The sequence below is a fragment of the Gardnerella vaginalis ATCC 14018 = JCM 11026 genome (genome assembly GCF_001042655.1).
Lineage (GTDB): Bacteria > Actinomycetota > Actinomycetes > Actinomycetales > Bifidobacteriaceae > Bifidobacterium > Bifidobacterium vaginale.
In genome coordinates this window covers 578,755-603,187 of record NZ_AP012332.1, presented here as the reverse complement: position 1 = coordinate 603,187, position 24,433 = coordinate 578,755, and the positions used below count along the sequence as shown (strand labels likewise).

18 protein-coding genes and 2 other RNA genes are annotated in these 24,433 nt (G+C 40.7%); 2 read left to right on the top strand and 18 right to left on the bottom strand.

Annotation, left to right across the window (positions count from 1 at the left end; translation table 11 throughout):
* Window positions 1-98: 98 nt before the first annotated feature.
* Window positions 99-773 carry a ribosome hibernation-promoting factor, HPF/YfiA family gene (hpf, locus tag GAVG_RS02260; RefSeq protein ID WP_004121791.1) on the bottom strand — a complete coding sequence of 225 codons (675 nt, stop codon included), beginning with the start codon at window positions 771-773 and terminating at the stop codon, window positions 99-101.
* A gap of 156 nt (window positions 774-929) precedes the next feature.
* Here hpf and rnpB point away from each other — a divergent pair.
* Window positions 930-1,301, top strand: an RNA gene (rnpB, locus tag GAVG_RS06550) — RNase P RNA component class A.
* Here rnpB and GAVG_RS02255 read toward each other — a convergent pair.
* The 15 genes from GAVG_RS02255 to miaA form a co-directional block, all read right to left on the bottom strand.
* On the bottom strand, window positions 1,300-1,998 hold the full coding sequence (locus tag GAVG_RS02255; RefSeq protein ID WP_013399526.1) for an HAD family hydrolase: 699 nt from the start codon (window positions 1,996-1,998) through the stop codon (window positions 1,300-1,302). The two genes, rnpB and GAVG_RS02255, sit on opposite strands and share 2 nt — an antisense overlap.
* Before the next feature lie 64 nt (window positions 1,999-2,062).
* Window positions 2,063-3,841 (bottom strand): DNA repair protein RecN, encoded by a 1,779-nt coding sequence (recN, locus tag GAVG_RS02250; RefSeq protein ID WP_048653119.1) that lies wholly within the window; start codon window positions 3,839-3,841, stop codon window positions 2,063-2,065.
* A gap of 9 nt (window positions 3,842-3,850) precedes the next feature.
* Complete coding sequence (locus GAVG_RS02245) at window positions 3,851-4,879, bottom strand: NAD kinase (RefSeq protein WP_004112543.1); 1,029 nt, start codon at window positions 4,877-4,879, stop codon at window positions 3,851-3,853.
* Window positions 4,880-4,987: 108 nt separating this feature from the next.
* Window positions 4,988-5,767, bottom strand: coding sequence for a TlyA family rRNA (cytidine-2'-O)-methyltransferase (locus GAVG_RS02240; RefSeq protein ID WP_009994818.1), 780 nt, complete (start codon window positions 5,765-5,767; stop codon window positions 4,988-4,990).
* Between the two features lie 38 nt (window positions 5,768-5,805).
* Window positions 5,806-6,903: an HAD-IIA family hydrolase gene (locus GAVG_RS02235; protein WP_013399523.1), complete on the bottom strand. Its 1,098-nt coding sequence runs from the start codon at window positions 6,901-6,903 to the stop codon at window positions 5,806-5,808.
* Between the two features lie 98 nt (window positions 6,904-7,001).
* Entirely contained in the window at window positions 7,002-8,567 is a 1,566-nt protein-coding gene (locus tag GAVG_RS02230) for a tetratricopeptide repeat protein (protein ID WP_004115505.1), read from the bottom strand.
* An 83-nt stretch (window positions 8,568-8,650) separates the two neighbouring features.
* Window positions 8,651-9,970: a tyrosine--tRNA ligase gene (tyrS, locus tag GAVG_RS02225; protein WP_004115506.1), complete on the bottom strand. Its 1,320-nt coding sequence runs from the start codon at window positions 9,968-9,970 to the stop codon at window positions 8,651-8,653.
* A 66-nt stretch (window positions 9,971-10,036) separates the two neighbouring features.
* Complete coding sequence (argH, locus tag GAVG_RS02220) at window positions 10,037-11,542, bottom strand: argininosuccinate lyase (protein WP_004121812.1); 1,506 nt, start codon at window positions 11,540-11,542, stop codon at window positions 10,037-10,039.
* Window positions 11,543-11,572: 30 nt separating this feature from the next.
* On the bottom strand, window positions 11,573-12,787 hold the full coding sequence (locus GAVG_RS02215) for an argininosuccinate synthase (RefSeq protein WP_009994813.1): 1,215 nt from the start codon (window positions 12,785-12,787) through the stop codon (window positions 11,573-11,575).
* A 285-nt stretch (window positions 12,788-13,072) separates the two neighbouring features.
* Window positions 13,073-13,696, bottom strand: coding sequence for an arginine repressor (locus tag GAVG_RS02210; RefSeq protein ID WP_004115512.1), 624 nt, complete (start codon window positions 13,694-13,696; stop codon window positions 13,073-13,075).
* Window positions 13,697-13,890: 194 nt separating this feature from the next.
* Window positions 13,891-16,515 carry a phenylalanine--tRNA ligase subunit beta gene (pheT, locus tag GAVG_RS02205; RefSeq protein WP_009994812.1) on the bottom strand — a complete coding sequence of 875 codons (2,625 nt, stop codon included), beginning with the start codon at window positions 16,513-16,515 and terminating at the stop codon, window positions 13,891-13,893.
* A gap of 5 nt (window positions 16,516-16,520) precedes the next feature.
* Complete coding sequence (gene pheS, locus GAVG_RS02200) at window positions 16,521-17,630, bottom strand: phenylalanine--tRNA ligase subunit alpha (protein WP_004115516.1); 1,110 nt, start codon at window positions 17,628-17,630, stop codon at window positions 16,521-16,523.
* An 18-nt stretch (window positions 17,631-17,648) separates the two neighbouring features.
* Window positions 17,649-18,614 carry a TrmH family RNA methyltransferase gene (locus GAVG_RS02195; protein ID WP_004115517.1) on the bottom strand — a complete coding sequence of 322 codons (966 nt, stop codon included), beginning with the start codon at window positions 18,612-18,614 and terminating at the stop codon, window positions 17,649-17,651.
* 68 nt (window positions 18,615-18,682) lie between these two features.
* The gene (locus GAVG_RS02190) at window positions 18,683-19,684 is read right to left on the bottom strand and encodes a cation diffusion facilitator family transporter (protein WP_009994811.1); all 1,002 of its coding nucleotides are present in this window, start codon (window positions 19,682-19,684) and stop codon (window positions 18,683-18,685) included.
* A gap of 151 nt (window positions 19,685-19,835) precedes the next feature.
* Window positions 19,836-20,825: a tRNA (adenosine(37)-N6)-dimethylallyltransferase MiaA gene (gene miaA, locus GAVG_RS02185; protein ID WP_009994809.1), complete on the bottom strand. Its 990-nt coding sequence runs from the start codon at window positions 20,823-20,825 to the stop codon at window positions 19,836-19,838.
* Window positions 20,826-21,196: 371 nt separating this feature from the next.
* Between miaA and GAVG_RS02180 the strand changes: the two genes are divergently transcribed.
* Entirely contained in the window at window positions 21,197-21,943 is a 747-nt protein-coding gene (locus GAVG_RS02180) for a Panacea domain-containing protein (protein ID WP_004112525.1), read from the top strand.
* Window positions 21,944-22,181: 238 nt separating this feature from the next.
* Here the strand turns inward: GAVG_RS02180 and ssrA are convergent.
* Window positions 22,182-22,578, bottom strand: a transfer-messenger RNA (tmRNA) gene (ssrA, locus tag GAVG_RS06560).
* A gap of 155 nt (window positions 22,579-22,733) precedes the next feature.
* Window positions 22,734-24,416, bottom strand: coding sequence for an alpha-amylase (locus tag GAVG_RS02175; protein WP_009994806.1), 1,683 nt, complete (start codon window positions 24,414-24,416; stop codon window positions 22,734-22,736).
* Between the last annotated feature and the right edge of the window lie 17 nt (window positions 24,417-24,433).

Below are 24,433 nucleotides of genomic sequence, written 5' to 3'. Positions count from 1 at the left end.
AAAATGCCCGCCTAGACTCTTACTAGACGGGCATTGACTCATATGAGTTAATTTCTATTTAATAATGTTTTACCCTTATTTGCTTTATTACTTCTTTATTACTTCTTTTTAGAAACGTTTTCTGGAGTATCAATTTCAAACACACCATAACTCCATCCATGCCTACGATACACAACCGAAGGTCTCATTGTTTCCTTATTTACGAACAGGAAGAAATCATGACCAATAAGTTCCATTTCATACAACGCTTCGTCAATGCTCATTGGCTCAGCAATATGAAGCTTGCGACGAATCACAATAGGAGTATCTCCAACACTCACCTCTACTGATTCGCCAGGACCCAAGTCGGAAGCAACCGCAGCATCTGCACTATTCGTTCCATCTTCTTGTGCAACTTCTTCAACAGTTGTTTCAACTTCTGGCTCTGCAACACCCAAATCAACTGGAACCATTTGCTCATATCCACGACGATGGTCCTTACGACGATCGCGAGTTCTGCGCAAACGAAGCGTCAACTTATCAAGAGCCATATCCAATGCACTGTATTGGTCTGTGCTAGATGCTTCTGCGCGAATAACCGTACTTCCTGCAACTACAGTAATTTCAACTCTTTTTGCAGTATCTGCCTGCCTTGGATTGCCCTCAGTGTTAAGCACAATCTGAATGCGCTGCGCATCTGGAGCAATGGCGGTCACACGATTCATCTTGCTTTCCACAACGTCACGGAATCTTTGCTTAATCTGCGTATGACGTCCGGTGATGACGATTTCCATGCGAACCTCCTTAAGTAATCCGATATAAATCGGTTTGTGTACACGTCAACGGCACCAGCGCCGCTGATACATTCATTATATCCGCTAAAAGCCGCCATTTTCTAGCGAGTCGCAAAATATGCGCAAAATTAAAACGTCTGTTATAATTGGGAAGGTTGAGGTTTCACGATGACCGCGGCTGCAATGTTCATTCGGAGTAGCTGAGGAACTTCCGGGCTCCGTAGAGCACAATGGCGGATAACGTCCGCCCAGGGCAACCTGAGAGATAGCGCAACAGAGAATAGACCGCCTAAACTTTTGTTTAGGTAAGGGTGAAACGGCGGTGTAAGAGACCACCGGGCTTCTGGTAACAGTTAGCCGCATGGCAAGCCTCATTGGGAGCAAGGTCAAGCAGAAGGTGTTTAAGGGCTGCTCGCCTAAGTCTTCGGGTAGACTGCTAGAGTTTGGCGGTAACGTCAAATCGAGATGGATGGTCATCCGTGTGCATTTTGCACGCGACAAAACCCGGGGTATGTGAAACCTCAACTTAATTTTGATTTTCACTTAGTTTTTTGCATAACACTTTTGGAGCGAAATCAAAATCACAAAAAACTGTGCAACAATTATTAAATTCTGGATTTAAATCACTATTATCTAAATCCGCTACACCACAAGTTTTCATTCCAGCCAAACGAGCCGACTTTAAAGCTATAGCTGAATCCTCAAAAACAGTGCAATACTCTGGTTTTACACCTATTCTATTGGACAAATCTAAATAAGTTTGAGGACTATTTTTCCCATCTGATTGTAAATCTTCACCAAAAATCATCAAATCAAAATATTGCCATAATTCTGTTCGCTTTAAAGATGCTTCGCATAAAGATTTAGAAAGAGTAGTCATAAGAACTAATTTTGCACCTGTTTTATGCAAATAATCAACGTAATTTTTAGCGCCTTTTCTAAGAAGCAGTTGATTAGAATAAGCTTCATTAGCCATATCATTCCATTCCTGCATTAAATCTTCGGGAGAATCCGTAAAACCAAAACGTGCAATAACATAATCAGCCACTTCTCGAGGAGTCATTGTTGCAGTGGAATCAGCAAAATCATCAGGCACTTTAATACCGCGTTTAGCAAAACTCTTTTCGTCTATATCATCCCAAACATGTAAAGAGTAAAGCAAAGTACCATCAAAATCAAAAATTGCTGCACAATTTGAATTATCAACTAACACATTTTCGCTCATATTATTAATCCTGATATTAATCCTGTTTTATAAAAATTACTTTGAATTAGATTCAGATTTTAGATTAAATTTTGCTTGTTTTTAACAATTCTCTAGCATGCTCTAAAGAAGCTTGCGACTGACTTCCAGAAAGCATTCTAGCTATTTCCTGCTCACGCTGTGAATCATCCAACTTAGTAACAGTAGTATCTACGACTAATGAAGAGTCAAAATCATTAGAAGAATCACCAGAAACCGATGAATCACTAAAACTTTTTCTAACCACAAATTGAACATCAGCAAAAGAAGCAACTTGAGCCAAATGCGTTACAACAATCACCTGAGAACTTTTAGCAAGTTGAGCTAAGCGTTTGCCTAATTCCACTGCTGCAACTCCTCCAACTCCCGCATCAACCTCGTCGAAAATAAAAGTCATAGAATGAGAGTCGCTGTTATTGAATTTTGCCGCAACCAACTCCATAGCTAACATAAGTCTACTTAACTCTCCACCTGAAGCACTGCTACCCATTGGCAAATAATCAGACGACGGGAAAGGCTTAAAAAGAAACTCAACATTGTCTAAACCATGAGAATCTAAGTCAACTACTCCAGTTTCATCTACTTTACGCCTATTAACTTTGATTAAAAGCTGAGCATCTTGCATAGCCAAAGATTCAAGCTCTTTACTAACTTCAAAACTAAACTTTTCTGCTGCACTTTTGCGCAAATCATAAAGTTTATCTGCTAAATTTTTGGCATTAGAATAATACTTATCACAAGCTTTTTTAGCGCGATCAATAGCCTCAGGTGAATCATCCAAATCTTCAAGCTCAAATTGCGCCTTTTTAGCCCACTCTAAAACATCGTCGATCTGTGGACCCCATCTGCGTGTTAAATCGCTTAAATCGTGAATACGATTGTTAATAGCGTCTAAATCTTCCTGACTCTCATCAACATCTAATTGCTGAGCGAGCTGCATAACAATGTCGGAAATTTGGGAAGAAATATCGTCAAGTTGATTTGCAATCGCGCTATAATCTCCATCAACTCGAATCGAGCGAATTGCCTTAGATGCATTGTCAACCAAATGTAATGCGTCAACGGAATCTATTGCGCCGTAGTCAATTTGACTTGCGTCTAACGAAGAAATTGCTTCGCTAATAGCTCCAACGATTTGAGCAGCGTTTTCTATGCGATCTCTTTTAGCTTTAAGCTCTTCATCTTCATTCCGTTTTGGATCGATTTGGCGAATTTTTTCTAGCGATTCTCGCAAATAATCTGCACGCTGCCTAGAAGAAGATTCTTGATTTATAAGCCTGTTATAAGATTCAACAGAATCCTGCCATTCTTTAAATGCCACAGAATATTCTTGTAATTCTTTTGAATCACAAGAAATTGAGTCCAAGAACTCACGCTGTTTTGCACTTGTTGCTATACGCAACTGATCACTTTGCCCATGAATTGTTATTGTTTGCGAACAAATTTTATCCAGCAAAGTCTTAGGAACAGAACAACCAGATACTACCGCCCTAGACCTACCAGATTTTGGAACAGTACGAGATACATAAACATCTATTTTAGAATCATCGCCTTCAGATTCTTCAACATCTATCCCAGATTCTTGCAAAAGATTAGAAACAATTCCTGACTTTGAAACAGAAAAAACGCCTTGCGCCCATGATTCTGACGCAAAAGATGCAATTCTAGAAGAATCAGCTTTTCCTCCAGATATAAGTCTTATAGCGCTTAGAAGCATAGATTTTCCAGCCCCTGTTTCTCCAGTAATAGCAGTCATTCCATATGAGGGAGTAATAACCGCGTGAGAGATTGGTCCTAAATTACGAATTTCTAATTCTTCAAGCAAGGATGCCCCCTACGAGTTTAAGCTATTAGGGTTATGGTAGTTATTTGAGACATTTGGAACATCTTCATAATTCCTATCGGTTTCATTATGCAGATTAGCCTCATATTCCTTAGGTTTGGAAGACTTTTTACGACGATTTTCGCGCCAACCAACTACAGGCAAATCAAACTTAGTAACTAATCTTTGCGTAAATGGAACACCAGAAAGACGCGCTAAAAACAGCTCATCTTTGGACTGACGAATTTGAATCCTAGAGCCTTGCGGTAAAGCCCTTTGACGCCTACCATCACAACAAATCCAACCACCAGAAGCTGAATCTTCCAAAATATCAATAGTAAAAGTTGAACCTGCTCCGATAATCAATGGTCTAGAAAAAAGCGCGTGTGCAGCCAAAGGAACCAGTTGCAAAGCCTCGACGTTTGGCCACATGATTGGACCTCCTGCCGAAAATGCGTAAGCTGTGGATCCAGTAGGAGTAGAAACAATAACACCATCGCAGCCAAAAGACGACATTTCAACATTATCAACGCGAATCGAAAGCTCCACCATTCTACCGCGATCTGCCCTATCTAAAGTAATATCGTTAAGCGCCCAATCGCTTAAAGGCTCACTCGCTCCAGGAAGCCAAACGTCTACATGAGCTTCCATTCTATGCTCTAAAAAGTAATCTTTTTGAGCAATTCTTCTAATAGCCTCATCTATTTGGAAGCTTTCAAATTCCGCCAAAAATCCAACATGACCAAGATTTATACCTATGATTGGAACAGGAGTGCAATGCACCAATTCTGCAGCTTGAAGCATTGTGCCATCTCCACCAAGCACAACAACAATCTCTGTGTTTTCATCAATAACATGTGCTGTTTTTTGCGCAAAATCAGATACGGCAGCACTATGAAACACATCCACATGAAAACCAGCACTACTAAGCTGCGTGGTAACTTGATTTACAACGGCACTGTGACTATCAAGACGCGCATGCGTAACTACCAGAGCGCGACGAGCATAAGAAGCATCATCATCTACTAAAAGTTCTGGCATAACACAGCCCCTTTGTGGTTTTGCAAATAACAATAAATATTGTAATTGTTGCACTACATATTGCGCATTGTACTGCTTATGTAAAAAATATTTATCAAATAATTATTTTTAACTATTAAATCGCGCATAAAGAAGATATTCAATATTTCCATGAGTTCCTTCTATAGGAGATTCATGAGTTGAAACAACTTTTAAACCACTATTTTTAGCGCATTCTTTAATATTTTCTAATGCTTTAAGTCTTAGGTCTTTATCTGTTACAATTCCGCCTTTTCCAAGATTTCCTTTACCAACTTCAAATTGTGGCTTTACAAGAAGAACAATATTCGCGTTGTTTTGCGCAATACGCGCGATTACTGGAATAACAAAAGTAAGAGATATAAAAGAAACATCTGAGACTATAAGATTAGGCTTGTAAGGCAGATCTTGCGCGTAAACATCTCTAATATTTACGCCACTCATTTCGATAACGCGCGGATCGCTTGCGATCTTTGGGTGCAATTGACCGTGTCCAACGTCTAAAGCAATAACGCGATTAACGCCATTTTGCAACAAATAATCGCAAAAACCGCCAGTTGAAGCACCAATATCTAGCGCTTTAGTATTTGAATAAACTTTTAATCCTAAATCTTCAAATAAAGAGAACGCACCTTCTAATTTGAGTGCTCCTCTAGAAACATATTTAAGACAAGAATTTTCTTTTTTTGATTCATCAAAACTTATTTCTTGCGCTTTTTCCACTAAAAATGATGATTTATAAACAATTCGATTATCTACTTTTACTAACCCAGACTTAATTAAACGCTGAGCTGTCGTTCTACTTTTCACTAATCCGCGATTTACAAGTTCACAATCTAATCGCTGAACTAAATCATCTCCGTCAGACATTGAAAAATCCTCATACACACATATGCAAACTCATATATTCATAAAGAAAACTCTGGAAGAATGTAGTCTTCAAGCGATTTTCCACTATCCTTTAAACACCAAGCGAGCACACAAGCAGCACGCAAAGCGTTGCAATCATTAGGATTGTTTACTTCAATAAAATTACAAACAATTTGTGCTCTAGAAGTTCCGCATACAAATGTAACGTCGTCAACACGCTTTGGAGACTCATGAGCCTCGTTTAGTCCTCTTAAATCCTTAGAAACAAAGCTTGGTCGCAAGTGTTTTGGAGCCTCAAGCAACATACGCGGATTGGTGACACCAGTAAGCACTAGAAGAGACTCATATCCCCCTCTGGTACCAGCTTCGATGTCTGTATCCAATCGGTCTCCTACGGCTAGCGAACGCGAAATACTTATTACAGGATTCCCAAACTCATCTTTTTCTGCATATTCTTTAACATCTTCATCATTGTGATTTGCATTTGCAGCAACCAACAATCTCGCTTCGTCATACATTGCGCACTCGGGTTTTCCAGCAGAAGCAATAGGCTCAACTCCAGTTGCATTTACTACAGCTTGAATCATAGAACCGCATCCAGGAGCTATACCGAACTCACGTGGAATTGTTAAATCGCGATTAGTAACAAAATACTTAGCTCCATGCTCTACTGCGAAAGCGACTTGTGCCATTTCTTGCCAAGTCATTTGCGGATACCAGCCTTGGATAACAGCTTTTGGATTGTCTTTACAAGACTTTACTGGATTAAGACCAGCACTACGAACCTCTTGTATGAGATGATCGGCTCCAAGCACTAAAACATTAGAATTTCTCGGAACGTAGCGAGCAACCATTCTTGCTGCAACAACAGAAGAAGTTATAATCTGCCACGGCTCTACTTTTAAGCCGAAACTTTCTAGTTGACTTGCTACAACTTCTTGAAAACGAGAAGAATTATTAGTCGTATATTCAATAAACATGCCATTTTTTTGAGCATTTTCAATTGATTCAGCAGCATATTCAACGGATTTTCCGCCTCTATACACTACGCCGTCTAAGTCAAGCAAAGCTAAGCGAAAATTCTTGCTTAACGCAGATTTACTATTTGAAAAATTCGTTCGTTCATCAAGTTGCATAGAATATCCCCGCATGATTTTAAAAATATCAAAGTAGCAAACGCCCGGCTTACTATACTCTCATAATACAGAAGCCGGGCTTAGAAGATATGGTTGTACTATTCCTCTTCAGACTTAACTGCACTCATCTCTATAGTTTCAGTATTGTCTGCGATTTGTGAATCATCGTCTGAATCGTCTGAATCTTCGCCCGAATCATCGTCTGAATCATCCGAATCGTCTGAATCATCCGAGTCATCATCTGGAGCAAATTGCGCATCATCTTCACTAATGCCAACTTCGTCCATAATCGCGTCATTAAGATGTTCCAAATCGTAGTCAATCACAACATCTTCTGGATTTTCTTCGTCTTCAATATCTGCGTATTGCTCTTCTAAGCGATCAAGCAAAGAGTCAAGCTCAATAGCCTCATCACTTCGCCCAGCCTCCTCTAGGAAGTACTGTTCCGCTTGAACTGCACGCATTCTATACTCGCCAGGCAAACCCTTAGACCTACCCATTGCGTGAACAAGCTCAATAGCCTTATCCGAATGGTTTGTATCTGCCAAAACACCTGCGTACACAAGGAACATTTCTGCCTTGACTTCGCCAGTAACCCTTCTAGCTTCATCCGACATGCAGATTTCCAAAGCCTTATCAAGGTTGCCCATACCGCGCTCGCAATCGGCAATAAATGGAAGATAATCCATGTAGCCATTCATCCGCATAGCTGTTCTAAACTCGCGCGCAGCAAGCTTGTAATCACCCTGACGGTATGCAATAAATCCTAATGTTTCGCGCGAAAAATCAATACGCGATGCCTGCTTTGCAGCCCACTTTGCATGTTCCAATGCAAGCTCTGGATCTTCTTCTTGCAAAGCATAAGCTGCGAGAATATGCAAACCAATATTTTCAGAATGTTCCTTAGAAAGACCGCGCAAACGCTCACGAGATTCTTTAGAAAGCATGGAATACTCTAAGCCCCTAGGCATCTTAGGTTCGCCTGGACGCCTATCAGTATAAGGATTTTGAGATGGGTAAGAAACAGTTCCATCCGAGTTTCTACGAGGACCATTTTCAAAGCGGAAAGACGACTTTGAATCGCGCTTTCTAGAATCATTCTTCTTAAAATCACCCTTGTGGAAGCCACCTCGATTATCTTCAAAGCGGCGATCATTGCGCTCGCCACGATTATCACGATCAAACTTCTTGTACCTTGGATTGCCATTTTCTTCCGACTTGGCATCAAAACCACGATTTCTGCGAGTTTCGTGATTATCTTTTCTATCGAATCTGCGATCACTGCGGTTATCACGATCATCACGGTTGAACCTATGATCATTATCACGATGGTTAAACCTACGATCGTTATCCTTCTTAAAACCGCTCTTATTGAATCCACCTTTGTGGAATCCATTGCGTCTTAAACCTTCTGAACTACCAGAATCACGCTCAAAATCGTCACGACGACCGTTCTTATGATCATCATATCTGCGATCATTGTGCTCAAATCTACGTTCGCCATCACGGTGATTAAACTTTCTGCCACCATCTTTGTGGAATCCACCCTTATGGAATCCGCCACGATGCTCGCCGTTTCCACCATTTTTACCGCCATTTTGACGGCTAAAATGGCCACGATTACCAAACGACTTACCACTACGCGATCCGCGTTCTTCGCCCATTATTGGCATACCTTTCAAATTCTAAAAATATAAAATTATACTAAAAATCTAATATTAAAAACAAATCAAACACGCTTAAAAAACTAAGCACGCTCAACAGCGCCAATAGCCTTCTTGCCCCTACGAATCAAAGCAAAACGACCATGTAAGAATGAATTATCATTCAAAATGTCATCGACACTGTCTACTCGATTATTGTTAACGTACAAACCACCGGCTTCAATAGCACGACGAGCTTCAGAAATTGTGCGGAACAATCCAGCAGCAACAGCAGCTTCAACAACGCGATCACCACTATTTGCTTTAGCAAATTCTAAACTACCATCCTGCGCCTTAACCTTAACACCATCCAAGGCAGCTTCAAGAGTTTGCTCATCAATAGCGTCTAAATCACCCTTACCAAACAATGCCGAAGAAGCAGCAATAGCCTGATTCGTAACATCTTCACCATGAACAAAGCTCGTAACTTCCCAAGCGAGAACACGCTGAGCTTCACGACTTCCTGGGTCTTCTTGAATTTGCTTGTTCAAACGCTCAATCTCACTCTTAGGCAAGAACGTAAAAGCTTTAAGAAGCTTAACAACTTCATCGTCTGGCTGATTAAACCAGAATTGATAGAAGCGATAAGGGCTAAGCATTGTAGGATCAAGCCACATTGCGTTACCCTCCGATTTGCCAAACTTACGACCTTGATTATCCGTAATAATCGGGCTTGTAAACACGTGCACAGAAGCTCCGCGAACCTTACGAATCAAGTCCATGCCAGAAGTCAAATTACCCCACTGATCCGAACCGCCAAGTTGCAAAGTCACGTTGTAATTATCAAACAAGTACAAGAAGTCGTTTCCTTGCAAAACCTGATAGCTGAACTCAGCAAAAGAAATGCCTTCGTCGGAGTTTAAGCGGCGAGCCACAATATCCTTAGAAAGCATTGTGCCAACACGGAAGTTCTTACCAACATCACGCAAAAAGTCAATAGCAGACATCTTAGAAACCCAGTCGTAATTGCTAACAAAACGAACAGGATTCTCTCCATCAAGAGGCAAAATTCTGCCAATCTGCTTGCGTAAGCGCTCTGCCCAACCAGCCACAATATCTTTAGAATTAAGCGTGCGTTCGCCACTTTGACGAGGATCACCAATCAAACCAGTAGCACCACCAACTAACGCAATAGGATGATGACCTGCAGCTTGCAAATGACGCATATTAATAAGCTGAACAAGATTACCAATATGCAATGAAGCAGCAGTAGGATCGTAACCGCAATAATACGTTAATGGTTCTCCGTCAAGCGCTTGAGCAAGCTGCTGCTCATCAGTAGATTGTGAAATTAATCCACGCCACTTTAGCTCTTCAAACAAGGAAGCAAATCCAGCTTCCTTGTAATTCCTGACCTGAGCCATTCGTATCTCCTTATTATTGCCAAAACTTACCTAGGCATCGGGCGCTAAAAGCGCAATCCAAGCCTTTCAATTTTGGCAGCACAGGGCGACACTCTTATAAGCAGTTCCATCACTTACAGATTCAGAAAATTTCTTATACTCATCAATCGCAAGCTGAGCTTGAGTAATTTGTTCTTTTACGCGAACAAAAGCCGTTCCACCTTTTCCACATCTAGAAGCTACTGATCCATCACTAGAAAGAACAAGTTTAAGATTCTCAATATCGGCTCGATCTACAAAATCATTCAGAATATTAGCAAAATCATCATCACTTAAAACGTCTAAATCCCCACCAAGTTCTTCAGCACGTTTTACGCATAATCCTGATAACTTATGCGCATTTCTAAATGGAACACCTTGTTTTACAAGCCATTCTGCAATATCTGTAGCTAAGGCAAAACCAGTAGCAGACTGTTCACGCAACCTAGCAATATTAAATCGCATTGTTCTAACCATCCCTGCGAATGCTGGAAGCAGAACTTCTAGAGTGTCAATTTGGTCAAAAACTGCCTCTTTATCTTCTTGCAAATCTCTTGCATAAGCAGTAGGAAGACCTTTAAGAGTGGCCATTAATCCAGTTAAATCTCCGATTAATCGTCCTGCTTTTCCTCTAGCAAGCTCCGCAATATCTGGATTCTTCTTTTGAGGCATAATAGAAGATCCAGTAGAATAAGCATCGTCTAAAGTTACGAACGCAAATTCTTGAGTATTCCATATAATAATCTCTTCGCTTAAGCGAGAAATATCAACGCCAATCATGGCTGCAATAAATGAAAACTCCGCAACAATATCTCTACTTGCTGTAGCATCAATAGAATTCGCGCAAACAGCAGAAAAACCAAGTTCTTTAGAAACTTCTTCGGGATCTAGTCCAAGAGTGTTGCCAGCCAATGCCCCTGCCCCATACGGGCTTTCGTTTGCGCGCGAATCCCAGTCCGCAAGGCGATTTACATCTCGCAAAAGCGGCCAAACATGAGCCATTAGCTGGTGTGCAAGCAAAATAGGTTGAGCATGCTGCATATGAGTACGACCAGGCATTACAGAATCTTTTGCAGCTAAAGATTGAGCAACTAAAGCATTACAAACATCTAACACGAGAGTAGCCAAAACGCGCGAGTGTCTGCGCAAAAACATGCGTATTAAAGCTGCGATTTGGTCGTTTCTAGAGCGTCCAGCTCTAAGTTTTCCGCCAAGTTCGCTTCCTGCAATATCAAGCAAACCGCGCTCTAATGCAGTTGCCTCATCCTCGTCTTCTTCAATTGGCGTAAAAGTGCCATTATCCACGCGATTTTGCAACTCGTCTAGAGCTTTTTGAAGATCCTCGTATTCTTGATTTGTTAATAAACCTGCACGATGCAACGCATGCGCATGAGCGCGAGATCCTGCAATATCATCATCCGCTAATCGCCAATCAAATTGAGTTGATTTGCTAAGCTTTGCAAGCTCTGCGGAAGGTCCTGAGCTAAAACGTCCGCCCCACAAGGCTATTGGATGGTTTGCGTTGACATTTGCATCGGCATTTGCATCGTGCATAGTTATATTCTTCTTTCTGCTTTCCTCTTGTTAGTTGTTCTTTGCAACGCGCATATCTCGAGCCGCTGCAACCTTGCTAGACAATCCGTAGATTTCAATAAATCCGTTGGAAGCGCGCTGGTCGAAAGTATCGGAAGAATCGTAAGTAGCCAAGTTAAAGTCATACAAAGACTCATCCGACTTTCTGCCTGTTACAACAGCCTTTCCAGCGTATAAAGTCATGCGAATATCGCCAGAAACATGCTCTTGCGTTTCGTTTATGAACGCGTTCAAAGAACGCACAACTGGCGAGAACCACTGGCCGTCATACACAAATTCCGCCCACTTTTTATCAAGAGCACGCTTAAGCCTATGCTGTTCGCGCTCCAAGCAGCAATTCTCAAGCTCTTGATGAGCCGTAATCAAAGCTTGCGCGCCTGGAACTTCGTACAATTCGCGAGACTTAATGCCAACTAGACGATCTTCAATAATGTCGATTCTACCGATTCCTTGTGCCCCAGCTCTTTTGTTCATTTCTTCGATTGCTTGCAATGGAGTTACGCTATGACCGTCAATTGCAACTGGAATACCTTTTTCAAACGTGATTGTAACTTCGTCTGGAGTTGTAGCTTCCAAAGGATTCTTTGTGTAAGAGTAGCATTCTTCGGTTGGAGCATTCCACGGATCTTCCAAAAAGCCTGTTTCAATAGCCCTTCCCCAAACATTTTGGTCTATAGAATATGGGCTTTTCTTGCTTTGAGTAATCGGAAGCTTGTGCTCGTTTGCAAAAGCGATTTCCACATCGCGAGTAAGCGACAAATCGCGAATTGGGCTAATTGCCTTTAAATCTGGATTCAAAGACTGGATTGCAACTTCAAAACGAACCTGATCGTTTCCTTTGCCAGTGCAACCGTGTGCGATTGTATCAGCATCAAATTCGTGCGCTGCGTGAACTAAGTGACGAGTGATAAGCGGCCTAGAAAGCGCGGAAACTAAAGGATACACGTCTTCGTACATTGCATTTGCTTTTAATGCGAGCATGCAATAGTTATCCGCAAATTCTTCACGAGCATCAACTACATACGATTCAACAGCACCACAAGCCAAAGCGCGATTTTTAATGACTTCGAGCGCTTCTCCACCTTGACCAACGTTTAGTGACACAGCTACAACGTCTTGACCTGTTTGCTCTTTAAGGTACGGAATAGCTACAGATGTATCGAGGCCACCCGAATACGCCAATACAATACGTTTCTTACTAGTCATAGTGACCTCCCAAGGTCATATATTGAATAAATAAACGATATATAGTATATTATACAACCATAGATAAAATCTCAACACGCTTAGAAATACAACGTTTTTATTACATTCCGAAAAATAATATTTAAAAAAATAAGACAATAAAAATAATACTTATGCAATTGATTACACTATAACAAAGTGCAAAACCACAACACTGTGGTCTTTGCAGCAAGTATTATAAATTCAACATCCATCGATGCATATTAGACACAAATATAACTATAAAATGAATAAACTAATACAAAATCACCTAGATGCAACTGAAAGCATCCAATTAGCTCTATCTTCTGCTTCTTCGTTAGAAACACAAACCATAAGCACTGTATCATCGCCAGCAACCGAACCTAAAATACCTTTTAAAGGCTGCCTATCAATAACACTTGCAACATATTGAGCAGCGCCCGAAGGAGTGTGAATCACAACAATATTATTAGCAAATCCAACTTCTGTAATAAGACCAGAAAGAGTCCTAGCAACCTGTTGATCAATCCTAACGGTATCCATTGCGTGACGATTACCAGTTCCATCTCCTAGAACATAAGCAATTCTGCCGTCTGTAAGACGAATTTTAACCGCATTTATTTCATCCAAATCTCTACTCAAAGTTGCTTGAGTAACCTCAAAACCATGACGAGCCAAAACTTTAGCAAGCTGAGACTGTGAAGTAATAACCTCACTTAAAAGCGCCTGTTCAATCGCATTTAAACGTGCAGCTTTAGTCGTAGGACGCTGCTTTCCAGCGGATTCAATAGAACCAAAATCGTCATTATCATCAAAAGCATCGTCAAAATTATTATCTTCATTCACATAACTATGATTAAGCGCATCATCGCTACTAAAATTATTTGACTTCCTATTAGACTCAACCATAATTGGCAATACCTTTCTAAAGAGCACTCCAATCTAATATACATGAATACATAAATATATTCATGAATATATACATTTTAACAAAGCCATAAATACTATTTTATTTACTAAAAAATACGGCTGAACAACCAGATAATACTAATCATTCAGCCGTATTAATTTAAAAAACGCGACTCTGTAACTTATACTCGAACTTATACTCGCAATGTTGCATGCAATTTTTGAGCAGACTTTGTAATAGCCTCTCGAACCGCTTCCATATCATCGCTAGAAAGCGTTCTATCAGCAGCCCTAAATGTTACAGAATAAGCAAGAGATCTTAGCCCTTCTCCAAGTTGTTCGCCTTCATAAACATCGAACAACTCTACAGACTCAAGCAAATCACCAGAAGCTTTAACAATAGCTTCCTTTAAATCGTGAGCAGTCAAAGAAGAAGGAGCAACAAACGCGAAGTCCTGCTTAACAGGAGGGAATGTAGAAACAGGTTTTGCCTGAACAGGCTTAACTTGCATAGCATCAAACAATGCGCTCAAATCAAGCTCGAATGCTGCAGAGTGCTTTGGCAAACCCAAATTCTCATCAACCTGAGGATGAAGCTCTCCAACAATACCAATTTCAACATCGTCGGCACCATCAACAGGAATATACACCTTCGCGGTACGACCTGGATGCCAAGAAGCAGGAACATCATCAGAATTAATCTGACGAACGTCAAAAGCAACGCCGATTCGCTTTCCTAAACGATTAACAGCTTCTACAGCATCACTCCAATCAACTTCTCTATGAGTTCCAAGCCAACCTGTTTCTTCAGCATTACCAGTTAAAAGAGCTGCAACATGCAAAGGCTGCTCAGGCAAACCTGCATCCAACGCAGCAAGCTGAGCATCCGTAGGACGAACCGAACCAGGCAAAGCAGGAATAGCTGGAGCATTAGGATCCGCAAAATACACGTGACCAAGCTCATAAAGAGAAACATCACTTAAGCCACGACGAATATTTCTGCGAACCGTTCCAGCTAAAGTGGTAAGAACATTCCTTCGAAGCCAAGGACGATCGCCAGCCAAAGGATTTGCGATTTTTACGCTGACTTTAGCAACAGAATCAACGTCTTCACGGAAAGCTTTAAAATCTTCCTGACCAACAAACGGGTAGCTCAAAGATTCAATCAAGCCCATTTCAGCAAGTTCATATGCAATAGCTCTACGAGTTGCTTGATCTTGCGTTAAACCAGTTTTGCCAGTAACAGGAACAGCTGGAACCTTAACAGGAATCTCATCGTAGCCAACCAAGCGCGCGATTTCTTCGACCAAATCGCATGGCTCATTTAAGTCTGGGCGCCAAGTTGGAGGCAAAACAGAGAAGGATCCGTTTCCGCCGCCAGCAACAGAGCAACCAATATCCGTAAGAATATCGCTAATACGATTCAAATCAATGCTTAAGCCAGAAACACGCTCTACTTCGCTAGCTTTGAAAACAATAACACTTCTATCAACAGTATTGTTTACGTCTGTAGGCGTATTAGAAGGCTCTCCAGAACCAAAATCGCTGAGCATTGTAACAGCCATTTGCGCAGCTGCTGGCTGCAAAGCAGTATCAACGCCACGCTCAAACCTGCGAGATGCCTCAGTTGGAAGCTTATGTCTACGAGCTGTACGTGCAATAGAAACGGGGTCAAAGTGTGCAGCTTCAACAAGAATATTCTTCGTTTCGCTCGTTACTTCTCCATACATTCCGCCCATTACGCCAGCAAGTCCAAGAACACGCGAACCGTGATTTCCCTTTGGAGAATCGCAAATAAGCAAGTCCTCAACGTTAAGCTCTCTGTCTTTGCCATCTAAAGTTGTTAAACGCTCTCCAGCTTTAGCGCGGCGAACAACAATAGGACCTTCAATCTTATCTAAATCATAAGCGTGAAGAGGCTGACCTAAGTCGAGCATTACGTAATTTGTAACGTCTACTGCAAGAGATATACCACGCATTCCAGCACGAGTTAAACGCCTACGCATCCAATTAGGGCTAGAAGAATCTGGATTAAAGTTTCTAACAACGCGAGCGTAGTAACGGTCGCATCCAACAACACCATGAATAGGATTATTATCTTCAATACTAACTTCTATATCTTTAGAAGCTCCATCAGACATAGAAACTACTTGATCAGCTTTATTATTAAGTTCAATTACTGGATCAGTGTAAGTTGCACCAGTTGAATGGTGATATTCGCGCGCAACACCCCTATAAGAAAACGCGTATCCACGATCAGGAGTGATGTTAATTTCCAGCAAAGGCTTGTTTAAGTGAAGAAGCGACATTGCGTCGTCTCCAGGTTTCAAAGCATCATATTCAGCTTTAGAGAAACCGTATTCGCGAAGCAAAATAATGCCATCGTGGCTATCTCCCAAACCAAGCTCGCGCTCGGATGCGCACATTCCATTAGAAATGTGGCCGTAAGTTTTGCGAGGCTCAATCTTAAAATCGCCAGGCAAAACTGCCCCAGGAAGAGTTACAACAACTTTTTCTCCAGCAGCCATGTTTGGAGCACCGCAAATAATTCCACGAGGAACCTTATTACCATTTTCGTCTACCTCGTTGTATTTATCTCCAACATCAACATGGCACCAATTAATAATTTTGCCATTTTTTTGCGGCTCAGGAGTAGCATCAACGACGTATCCTACAACAATAGGACCTGTAACTTGAGAGTCGTGAATCTCTTCTTCTTCTAAGCCAACTCGCACCAAATCTTTAGCAAGCTGCTCGTAAGTCAAACCTTCTGGCACTTCAACATGATCTTTAAGCCAGTCAATATCTACCATTGGCATGAGTACTACTCTCCCATCACAAACTGTTCACTGAAGCGCTTATCGCCTTCAACCAAATCGTGCATATCGTTAATATCGTGACGAAGCAGCAAAGTGCGCTCCAAGCCAACACCGAAAGCAAATCCCGTATAAACATCTGGGTCTAAGCCTGCAGACTTAAGAACATTCGGATTCACCATTCCGCATCCGCCCCATTCAATCCAACCTGGGCCACCCTTCTTATCTGGGAACCAAAGATCCAACTCCGCACTAGGCTCCGTGAACGGGAAGTAGCTTGGGCGCAAACGGCTTTTTGCATCTGGACCAAACATTGCAACAGCAAGGCGATCAAGAACACCCTTTAAATCAGCCATGCTCAAATGTTTATCTACTGCCAAAGCTTCGCACTGGTGGAAGACTGGAGTATGCGTTGCATCAAGCTCATCCGTGCGGAATACTCGGCCTGGGGACGCAATATACAGAGGTACTCCTCGCTCAATTAACGCACGAACCTGATCGGAAGAAGTTTGCGTACGCAAAACCATGTTAGATCCAACAAATCCTGCAGCATCCTTTGCCTGATTACCTTGCACATAAAAAGTATCTTGCATTTGACGAGCAGGATGATCTGGACCAAAATTCAACGCGTCAAAATCGAACCACTCTGTTTCTACCTCTGGTCCTGCAGAAATCTGCCAACCCATAGACACAAAGAAGTCTTCAAAGTCTTCAATAATACGCGCAATCGGATGGCGAGCGCCAAGCGGCTTACGATTTATTGGCAAGGTCATATCGACTGTTTCTTTTTGAAGCATATTAGCTTCTTCAATAGCCTTAATACGCTCTTGGGCTGCTGCAAATTCACGACCAAAATCAGCGCGTAAAGCCGACATTATCTTGCCAGCTTCTTTCTTTTCTTCTACTTGAAGACTTCCAATAGACTTGCTGGCAAGGGTCATTGCAGACTGAGCTCCTGCATACTTAGTTTTTGCCGCTTTCAACTCTTCCATTGTTTTAGCGGCTTGAACACAAGCTATACCCTCTTTTACTACCTTTGTAATTGCCTTCGCGTCGAACGGCTTACTACTTGCCACAGCACCCTTCCTATCCGTGTTATGTGTACTTTTGTGAAGCATTCAAAAAACGTCTCAAATCTACATTTTTCGCTCATGACTAGACATAGCCAAGCCCATTAGCATTACTGCAGCGCTGGTTGCCAAGTTCATTGATTCTGCTTTTCCGTAAATAGGTATTACCGATATTTCGTCTACTCTATTTAATATTTCTTCTGGCAATCCTCTGGCTTCGTTTCCAAATAATATTGCATTAGATCCTTCGTTATATCCTTTATTTAAATCATCACTTAGTGGTTTTAGAAGATTTGCAAAAGACTTTGGTTTTTTATTTTCCGTTCCATAAATATCAGCTGCAATAACCCTTATTTTTAATGACTTTGTCCAATCAAACCAATCATCCTCACTCATTGTCACTACTGGCAAATGGAATAATGAGCCTGCAGTAGAACGAACAAGCTTTGAATTAAAACGATTCACGCAATCGTCAACAAAAACAACGGCACTACAACCAGCTACATCTGCAACGCGAATAATCGCACCAGCGTTGCCAGGGTCTCTTACCTGCCAGCAGGCTGCAATCAATATAGGATCATAAGCAAAACCAGACTTATATTTGCTTTCTACCCCAATACTATTAAATTCTTTTATAAATTCTTTATCTAAAATAGTAGAATCACAAACGGCAACAATCCCTTGACAATCCGTACTGATCTTATGCATAACTTCTGCTGTTGCAGGGTGCACATAGCACTGATTTTTTAAGGATTCGTCAACAATTTTGCTTATTGTTTCTAAAGATCCATTTTGCAAAATGCCATTTTTAAGATTTTTAAAAGAATTGACATCAATGTAGTCACTATTAACAGCATCTTGCAAAACGTAAATGTCTAGAATCGACTTATGCGCGTACCTTACCGCTTCCCTAACGCTTTGCGGACCTTCTACTAAAAAGCGCCCATCCACTCGCGATTTTGCACGACTTATTGCGCAAATACGCTTAACGCGATCGCTATGCGCGTTGTCTATTAACTCTTTTAACGGCATAATATCACTCTACTTTACATATAGTTACAACACGCGTAAATGTTGCAATACAAAACTACTCAACGAAACTACTCATGATGTTCCGACGAACTTTGAGTGGTATATCCTTCAGGTTCTAGTTGGAATGTGGTGTGCGAAACAGAAACTGGAAAATGCTCACGCAAACAATCTTGAAGCTGGCTTAAAATATCAGCACACTGATCCATTGTTAAATCGCGCTCTACAACAACATGTGCCATAAAAATAGGCATTCCTGTAGAAACAGTACTTGCATGCAAATCGTGAACAGCAAGAACATGAGGAACGTGTTCAAGATGATCGCGAACTTTTTCTATATCCAATCCTTCCGGCGTTTGCTCAAGCAAAACTTTTACAGCATTTTTAAGCAAGTGCAACGCTCTAGGAATCATCAAAATTGCTATAATTCCGCCAGCTACAGCGTCGAAACCGCTCCAATTTGTAGCTATCATAACTAATGCAGAAACAACTACTGCTACAGAGCCTAAAGCATCGTTCATAACTTCCAAAAACGCTGCTCGCATATTCATATTGTCTTTAGATTGAGAAACAAGAATTATAAGCGAAGCAATATTTGCAAGAAGACCTAGAATACCAAAGAAAAGCAGCTGACTTACACCGTGAATTTCATTATGACTTGCGCCAAAAAGACGCATCCCCGACTCCACAATCGCATAAACGCCTACAAAAAGAAGCACAAGAGCGCCAGCTGCAGCAGTAATCACTTCTAGCCTTGCCCACCCCCAAGTGCGCTTTGCATTAGGCTTTTTGCGCATTAAAATCGCAGTAACCGTAGATGCAGCTAAAACGGAAATATCCGTTAGCATATGACCAGCATCAATCAGCAAAGAAATCGAATTAGTTAAAATAGATCCGATTACTTCTGCCAAAAACACAATTGACGTTAACGCTAGTGATAGCGAAAGCTTATGCTGATGCGCGTGACTTGCGCTAATAGCATCTTGCAAAGAAGCGGCATTAGTTCCAGAAGTACTTAAATCATTCTTCTCTAAGATTTCACTGGAAGAGTTTGACAAATGATGATTATTCACACAAATCTCCTATGTTCATACAAATAAGTATCTCGATATCGTTTCTCAATATCATTCCCAATATGCCTTATACGCAATGAACCCCAGCCTAAGCTAGGGTTCACGCATAAACATCTAAAGATTAATTATCTAAAAACTTATTCTATTATTACTATTCGACAATTAACGCGCCGAGATGATGGGAAGTTGATTCGGCAATCAAATCATCTTTAAAATCGCCATTATCAGCAGCATTAATTATCTTCATTGAGGCATCAACCACATCTGGCTGCAAAGCATTAACCCAATGAATACGCGAATCTCTTCCAAACCAACCCATTTGTTTTCTAGCAAGACGTTTAGTTTTCTGAGCAATATCAGCAAAAGCATCATCTTCGCTGCATAAGCCATCTAAATAGTCCATTATTTGCTTGTATCCCAAAGCTCTACTCGCAGTAACACCAAGCTTTGAGCGAATCTCTTTAACTTCGTTTACAAAACCCTGCTCGCGCATCATTTTTGTGCGAAGCTCCACTCGCGCATCCAAATCTTCTCTGTTTAAGTCCAATCCTATTTGCACACAATCAATCAAATACTTGTATTTTGGCAGAGTAGCAGAATATGGCTTTCCTGTTAACTCAATAACTTCTAGAGCGCGAATTGTTCTGCGCGAATTTCTTGGATCCATATTTTTAGCCGCCACAGGGTCCAGTTTTTGTAACTCTTCAAAAAGAGCCATTGCTCCTTGCGACTTTTCACGATCTTCCAAAGCTTTGCGAATATTAGGATCTGTACCTGGAAAAGTTATATCATCTACAGCCGCACGAGCATATAGACCAGAGCCTCCAACAAGAATTGGGCGAATACCTTTTTTTTGCAAATCGCGTATGCATTGCCTAGCAAGCGTTTGAAATTTTGCAACGCTCATGGATTCTTCTGGATCAATAATATCTATTAAATGATGCTTAATCTCGCTTTGCTCTTCTTTAGTGGCTTTTGCTGTACCAATATCCATATAACGGTACATTTGATATGCGTCTGCGTTTATAATCTCCGCTTTTACACCACGTTCAGCAAATTTCTTCGCAATTGCAATACCAAGACTCGTTTTGCCAGATGCTGTTGGACCTACAATCGAAATCACTTTCGGCGGTTTGCACACAATGCGCTCCTAATAATCATATTAAACGAACTAAAATCAACCTTAAAGAAGAATCTCTTCTACAAATTTACACAATCAAACATACATAAAAGTCAATAAAAGTAGTAGGAGATTTTGCTTCGACACCAAAGCAGTAGTTGATTACCACACTGTATTACAATCCCCATTGAGAACGACACGCGCTATTGTTGATGTGTTTTATTTTATATGGTACCGTTTTCGCTAACTTAAAACCGAATGATTTTTATTGTTTACACGTGTTCGTAGCATTTTACAACTAAAATTATTCGTTCAACGTGATTTATAAAAGGATTCCATTTGGTTTTACGTTAATCATTTTGTTGTCTTTTCTGCACCGATGGAGAATAGATATGATTACTATTTCTCATGTAGCATATGCGATTTTAAAACGTTATGGGAAAATGAATATTAATCGCTTACAATTACTTTCTTACTATTGCCAAGCTTATAACCTAGCATCCACTAATTCTCCTTTGTTCTATAACAATTTTCAGGCTTGGCGCAACGGTCCAGTATGCCTAGATTTATTTAAGATGCACAGAATTAATGATGTTTTTATAGAATGTAAAGATATTGTTCTAGGACCTTATGAACTTAAAAATCATCTTACTTATTCTAATTTACTCACTATCTATAACGTTTGCGACGCTTTAATTGATTTTAGTATTGAAGAACTAGAAAATCGCGCCCGCAGTGAGATGCCATGGATTGATGCACGCAGAGGGATATTACCAAATAAGGCTAATGAAGTAGAAATATCTAAGAAAATTATTCATGATTATTACGTAAAACATCCAGTAATTAATACGAATTCACGAACAACACGAAGCAAAGAATTTAGAAAAGATGATGAAGAACTACAAAAAGACATACAAGATATAATTTCTGAACAAATTGAAAAATTTAATCAATATAATCAAGATGAAAAAGTTAGAAGAATAAGACGGGCTGAAAAAATTTTAAGAGAAAAATTAAGCATATTGAATGGGCTTAAAAATAATAAAATTTATTTTGATGAAAACATTGTTCGTATTACAGCACGACATTTTGTTGACTACATAAACAATGATATTAATGATAAAAATAAAAATAAATAAGTGGTATAGGTCAAAACATACGGCGCAAATAAGTATGCATAGGAAAATCAAAAAGCTCTAGATCTTATACCTAGAGCTTTTGCTCTGATTATTTCCGTCTGTTGTATGTGCTATATCACATATCGTACATACTTGTGTGCAAGCGGTAAACAACGCCCACTGTTCTATGCTAAAGGCGTTGTAAACATTGGGATTTGCTACAAAAAACGCCACTGTGTGAGCAGTGGCGTTTTTGCGTTTGTGGAGTCGCGGGGAATTGAACCCCGGTCCGGAAACCGTACCCTCAGTCTTCTACGTGCGTAGTCTGCTGGCCGTACGGCAGTTTTTCTGCCCCCATGTTATCGCAGACAATTCATGGCGAGCATATCTACAGTAAAAGTCCCTGAACTACCCTGCAGCTCGGCAATTCAAGCAAGTCTTCTAATGACGTTTAGCACCACTCCGAAGACGTGAGTGGGTAAACGGAGCAGCTGCTCACTGGTTAATCCTGGCGCGAAGCTCAGGCAGCAAGAGCGAACTCAGTGCGATTAGATTTAGCACTTATTCTTTTGCGAAAGGACGTTTACGAGTGGACTTTCGCATTCTCGGCACGCTTCCCCGCGGCGAACAGATCACCGTCGAAACCGATCGACCCCTTTTGATTTATCAAACTATCAATTAGATACTGGCATAAAGCCAGAATAATCATTATAAATAAACGTTTTAACAGAGTCAACCTGTTTTAGGCTATTGATTTATTTCAGAATCACTTAAAGCTCAACTAAAGCTCACCTAAAGATTTATTCCAGAATCACTTACCTTTAGTCTCACCTGTTTTAACACCATCACTATTGCCTTTGGCAAGCTTCTTCGATTTTTCAACAAATCTTCTATTAACAACAAACGTACAAATTGACGCAACAAACACGCAAATAAATATTGTAACGTTTCTAGCTCTAGCATTTCCAAGACTTTTTACAGCATTAACATGAAGAGCAACAGCAGATTCCGCATCAACAGTGGTCTTTACTTTTCCGCCACTAACGCTCACAGTTTTAGTACAATCTTTAGACTCATAAACATTGCAATATTCACCATCTGGCAAGTCAGTCTTATAACTCACTTTTTGCGGCTCTTCCGTATTATTAATCGCAAGAAAACCCTTGTTTCCTCGGCTAAATGCAACGTTATTATCGTCATCATCTTGCCAATTAGTAACCTTAGTGCCCCTAACGGCGTTGTAGAACCCAATCATTCCGCGAATCGAAGTTAGCCTTTGCGTGCATTGCCACTTAGAATCCTTTGCACAACTCACATCAGGAATTGAAGTTTGCGTAGCTCCAGGTGCTCCCTCATCTCGTTTTGTAAACTCATAACCAGAAAACACATTTGGAGTTCCATATGGATACGCCAACATAAACGCGTTTGCAAGCTCGTATTTTTTACCATCTTTATACGTCAAAACTCTGCTTGCATTATCTCGCTCAGTATCCCAATTTGTAACGAAAATCGCAGCTTTTTTGCTTGGAATTAACTTATCTGTGATATGTTTAAGATTCTCAATAGACCCATAAAAATAGTTTCTAAGCCTATAAGAGTACTCAAATTCATTCACTTCACCAGTTTGCAAATATTGGTCTGGCTGAATTCTAGGGTCTTGCTCAGAAAACCCTATTGTTTCTTGCATCCACCAAATCTTATCTGGCGTTGTTCCAGCAGCCTCTGCAGCTGCATCTTTTATGCCCTTTACATCTTGCGGAGACATGTGTTTTGCAGCATCAACTCTAAACCCAGCCACTCCAAGCTTTAACATATGCGCAAAGTACTCTCCCAAAGTTTTTTGCACATGAGGATTAGAAGTGTCTAAATCCAACAGTCCAACAAGTCGATGCGTCCAAACGATTTCTGCTTTTCGATACGTGTTGATATTTTCTGTTGACTTATGAAAATCGTCTTTTGTATATCCTGCATCTGGGAACGACTGATTTGCAGCATCATACTTGCTTCCACCAATACCAACAGCGTCTTTGTTTGCAAAACCAGTTGTGTGGTTTATTACCGCATCTGCAATAATTCCAACACCCGAAGCTTTGCACGTTGTAATCATCTTTTTAAACTCGTCTTCTGTGCCAAGTTTTGAATTTAGCTTATAGCTTACAGGTTGATAGCTTGTCCACCATTGGTCACCTTTAATATGATCTTGCGGAGGTGATACTTGTACGTACTTTACGCCTTCTGGGCCGTACGTTTTTTTGCATTCCTTAGCTATACTTCTCCAATTTTGTTGGAACGCTGTTACGATTACACCTTTTTGTGTAGTTTTTTGAGATGATTTTGCACCCTCATCTGCAATCGCTGGGCTGCTTGCGACTACTGCTCCAGCCAAAATCATAGCGACGCAAGATGTTATAGCCGCAACTCTTGCCAACACAAACTTTAACTTTACAAGCGCCTTTTTATTGAAGCTCGTAAATACTTCTATGCCGTGGATCATCATTGTTCCTTCCTGCA

What these genes read in the sequence shown, in the direction of transcription:
- tyrS (WP_004115506.1), bottom strand. Translation starts at nt 9,970, where the DNA reads ATGGCTCAGGTCAGGAATTACAAGGAAGCTGGATTTGCTTCCTTGTTT.
- GAVG_RS02255 (WP_013399526.1), bottom strand. Translation starts at nt 1,998, where the DNA reads ATGAGCGAAAATGTGTTAGTTGATAATTCAAATTGTGCAGCAATTTTT.
- GAVG_RS02240 (WP_009994818.1), bottom strand. Translation starts at nt 5,767, where the DNA reads ATGTCTGACGGAGATGATTTAGTTCAGCGATTAGATTGTGAACTTGTA.
- pheS (WP_004115516.1), bottom strand. Translation starts at nt 17,630, where the DNA reads ATGCTTCACAAAAGTACACATAACACGGATAGGAAGGGTGCTGTGGCA.
- pheT (WP_009994812.1), bottom strand. Translation starts at nt 16,515, where the DNA reads ATGCCAATGGTAGATATTGACTGGCTTAAAGATCATGTTGAAGTGCCA.
- GAVG_RS02210 (WP_004115512.1), bottom strand. Translation starts at nt 13,696, where the DNA reads ATGGTTGAGTCTAATAGGAAGTCAAATAATTTTAGTAGCGATGATGCG.
- GAVG_RS02235 (WP_013399523.1), bottom strand. Translation starts at nt 6,903, where the DNA reads ATGCAACTTGATGAACGAACGAATTTTTCAAATAGTAAATCTGCGTTA.
- GAVG_RS02245 (WP_004112543.1), bottom strand. Translation starts at nt 4,879, where the DNA reads ATGCCAGAACTTTTAGTAGATGATGATGCTTCTTATGCTCGTCGCGCT.
- argH (WP_004121812.1), bottom strand. Translation starts at nt 11,542, where the DNA reads ATGCACGATGCAAATGCCGATGCAAATGTCAACGCAAACCATCCAATA.
- GAVG_RS02215 (WP_009994813.1), bottom strand. Translation starts at nt 12,787, where the DNA reads ATGACTAGTAAGAAACGTATTGTATTGGCGTATTCGGGTGGCCTCGAT.
- hpf (WP_004121791.1), bottom strand. Translation starts at nt 773, where the DNA reads ATGGAAATCGTCATCACCGGACGTCATACGCAGATTAAGCAAAGATTC.
- GAVG_RS02180 (WP_004112525.1), top strand. Translation starts at nt 21,197, where the DNA reads ATGATTACTATTTCTCATGTAGCATATGCGATTTTAAAACGTTATGGG.
- GAVG_RS02175 (WP_009994806.1), bottom strand. Translation starts at nt 24,416, where the DNA reads ATGATCCACGGCATAGAAGTATTTACGAGCTTCAATAAAAAGGCGCTT.
- GAVG_RS02230 (WP_004115505.1), bottom strand. Translation starts at nt 8,567, where the DNA reads ATGGGCGAAGAACGCGGATCGCGTAGTGGTAAGTCGTTTGGTAATCGT.
- GAVG_RS02195 (WP_004115517.1), bottom strand. Translation starts at nt 18,614, where the DNA reads ATGCCGTTAAAAGAGTTAATAGACAACGCGCATAGCGATCGCGTTAAG.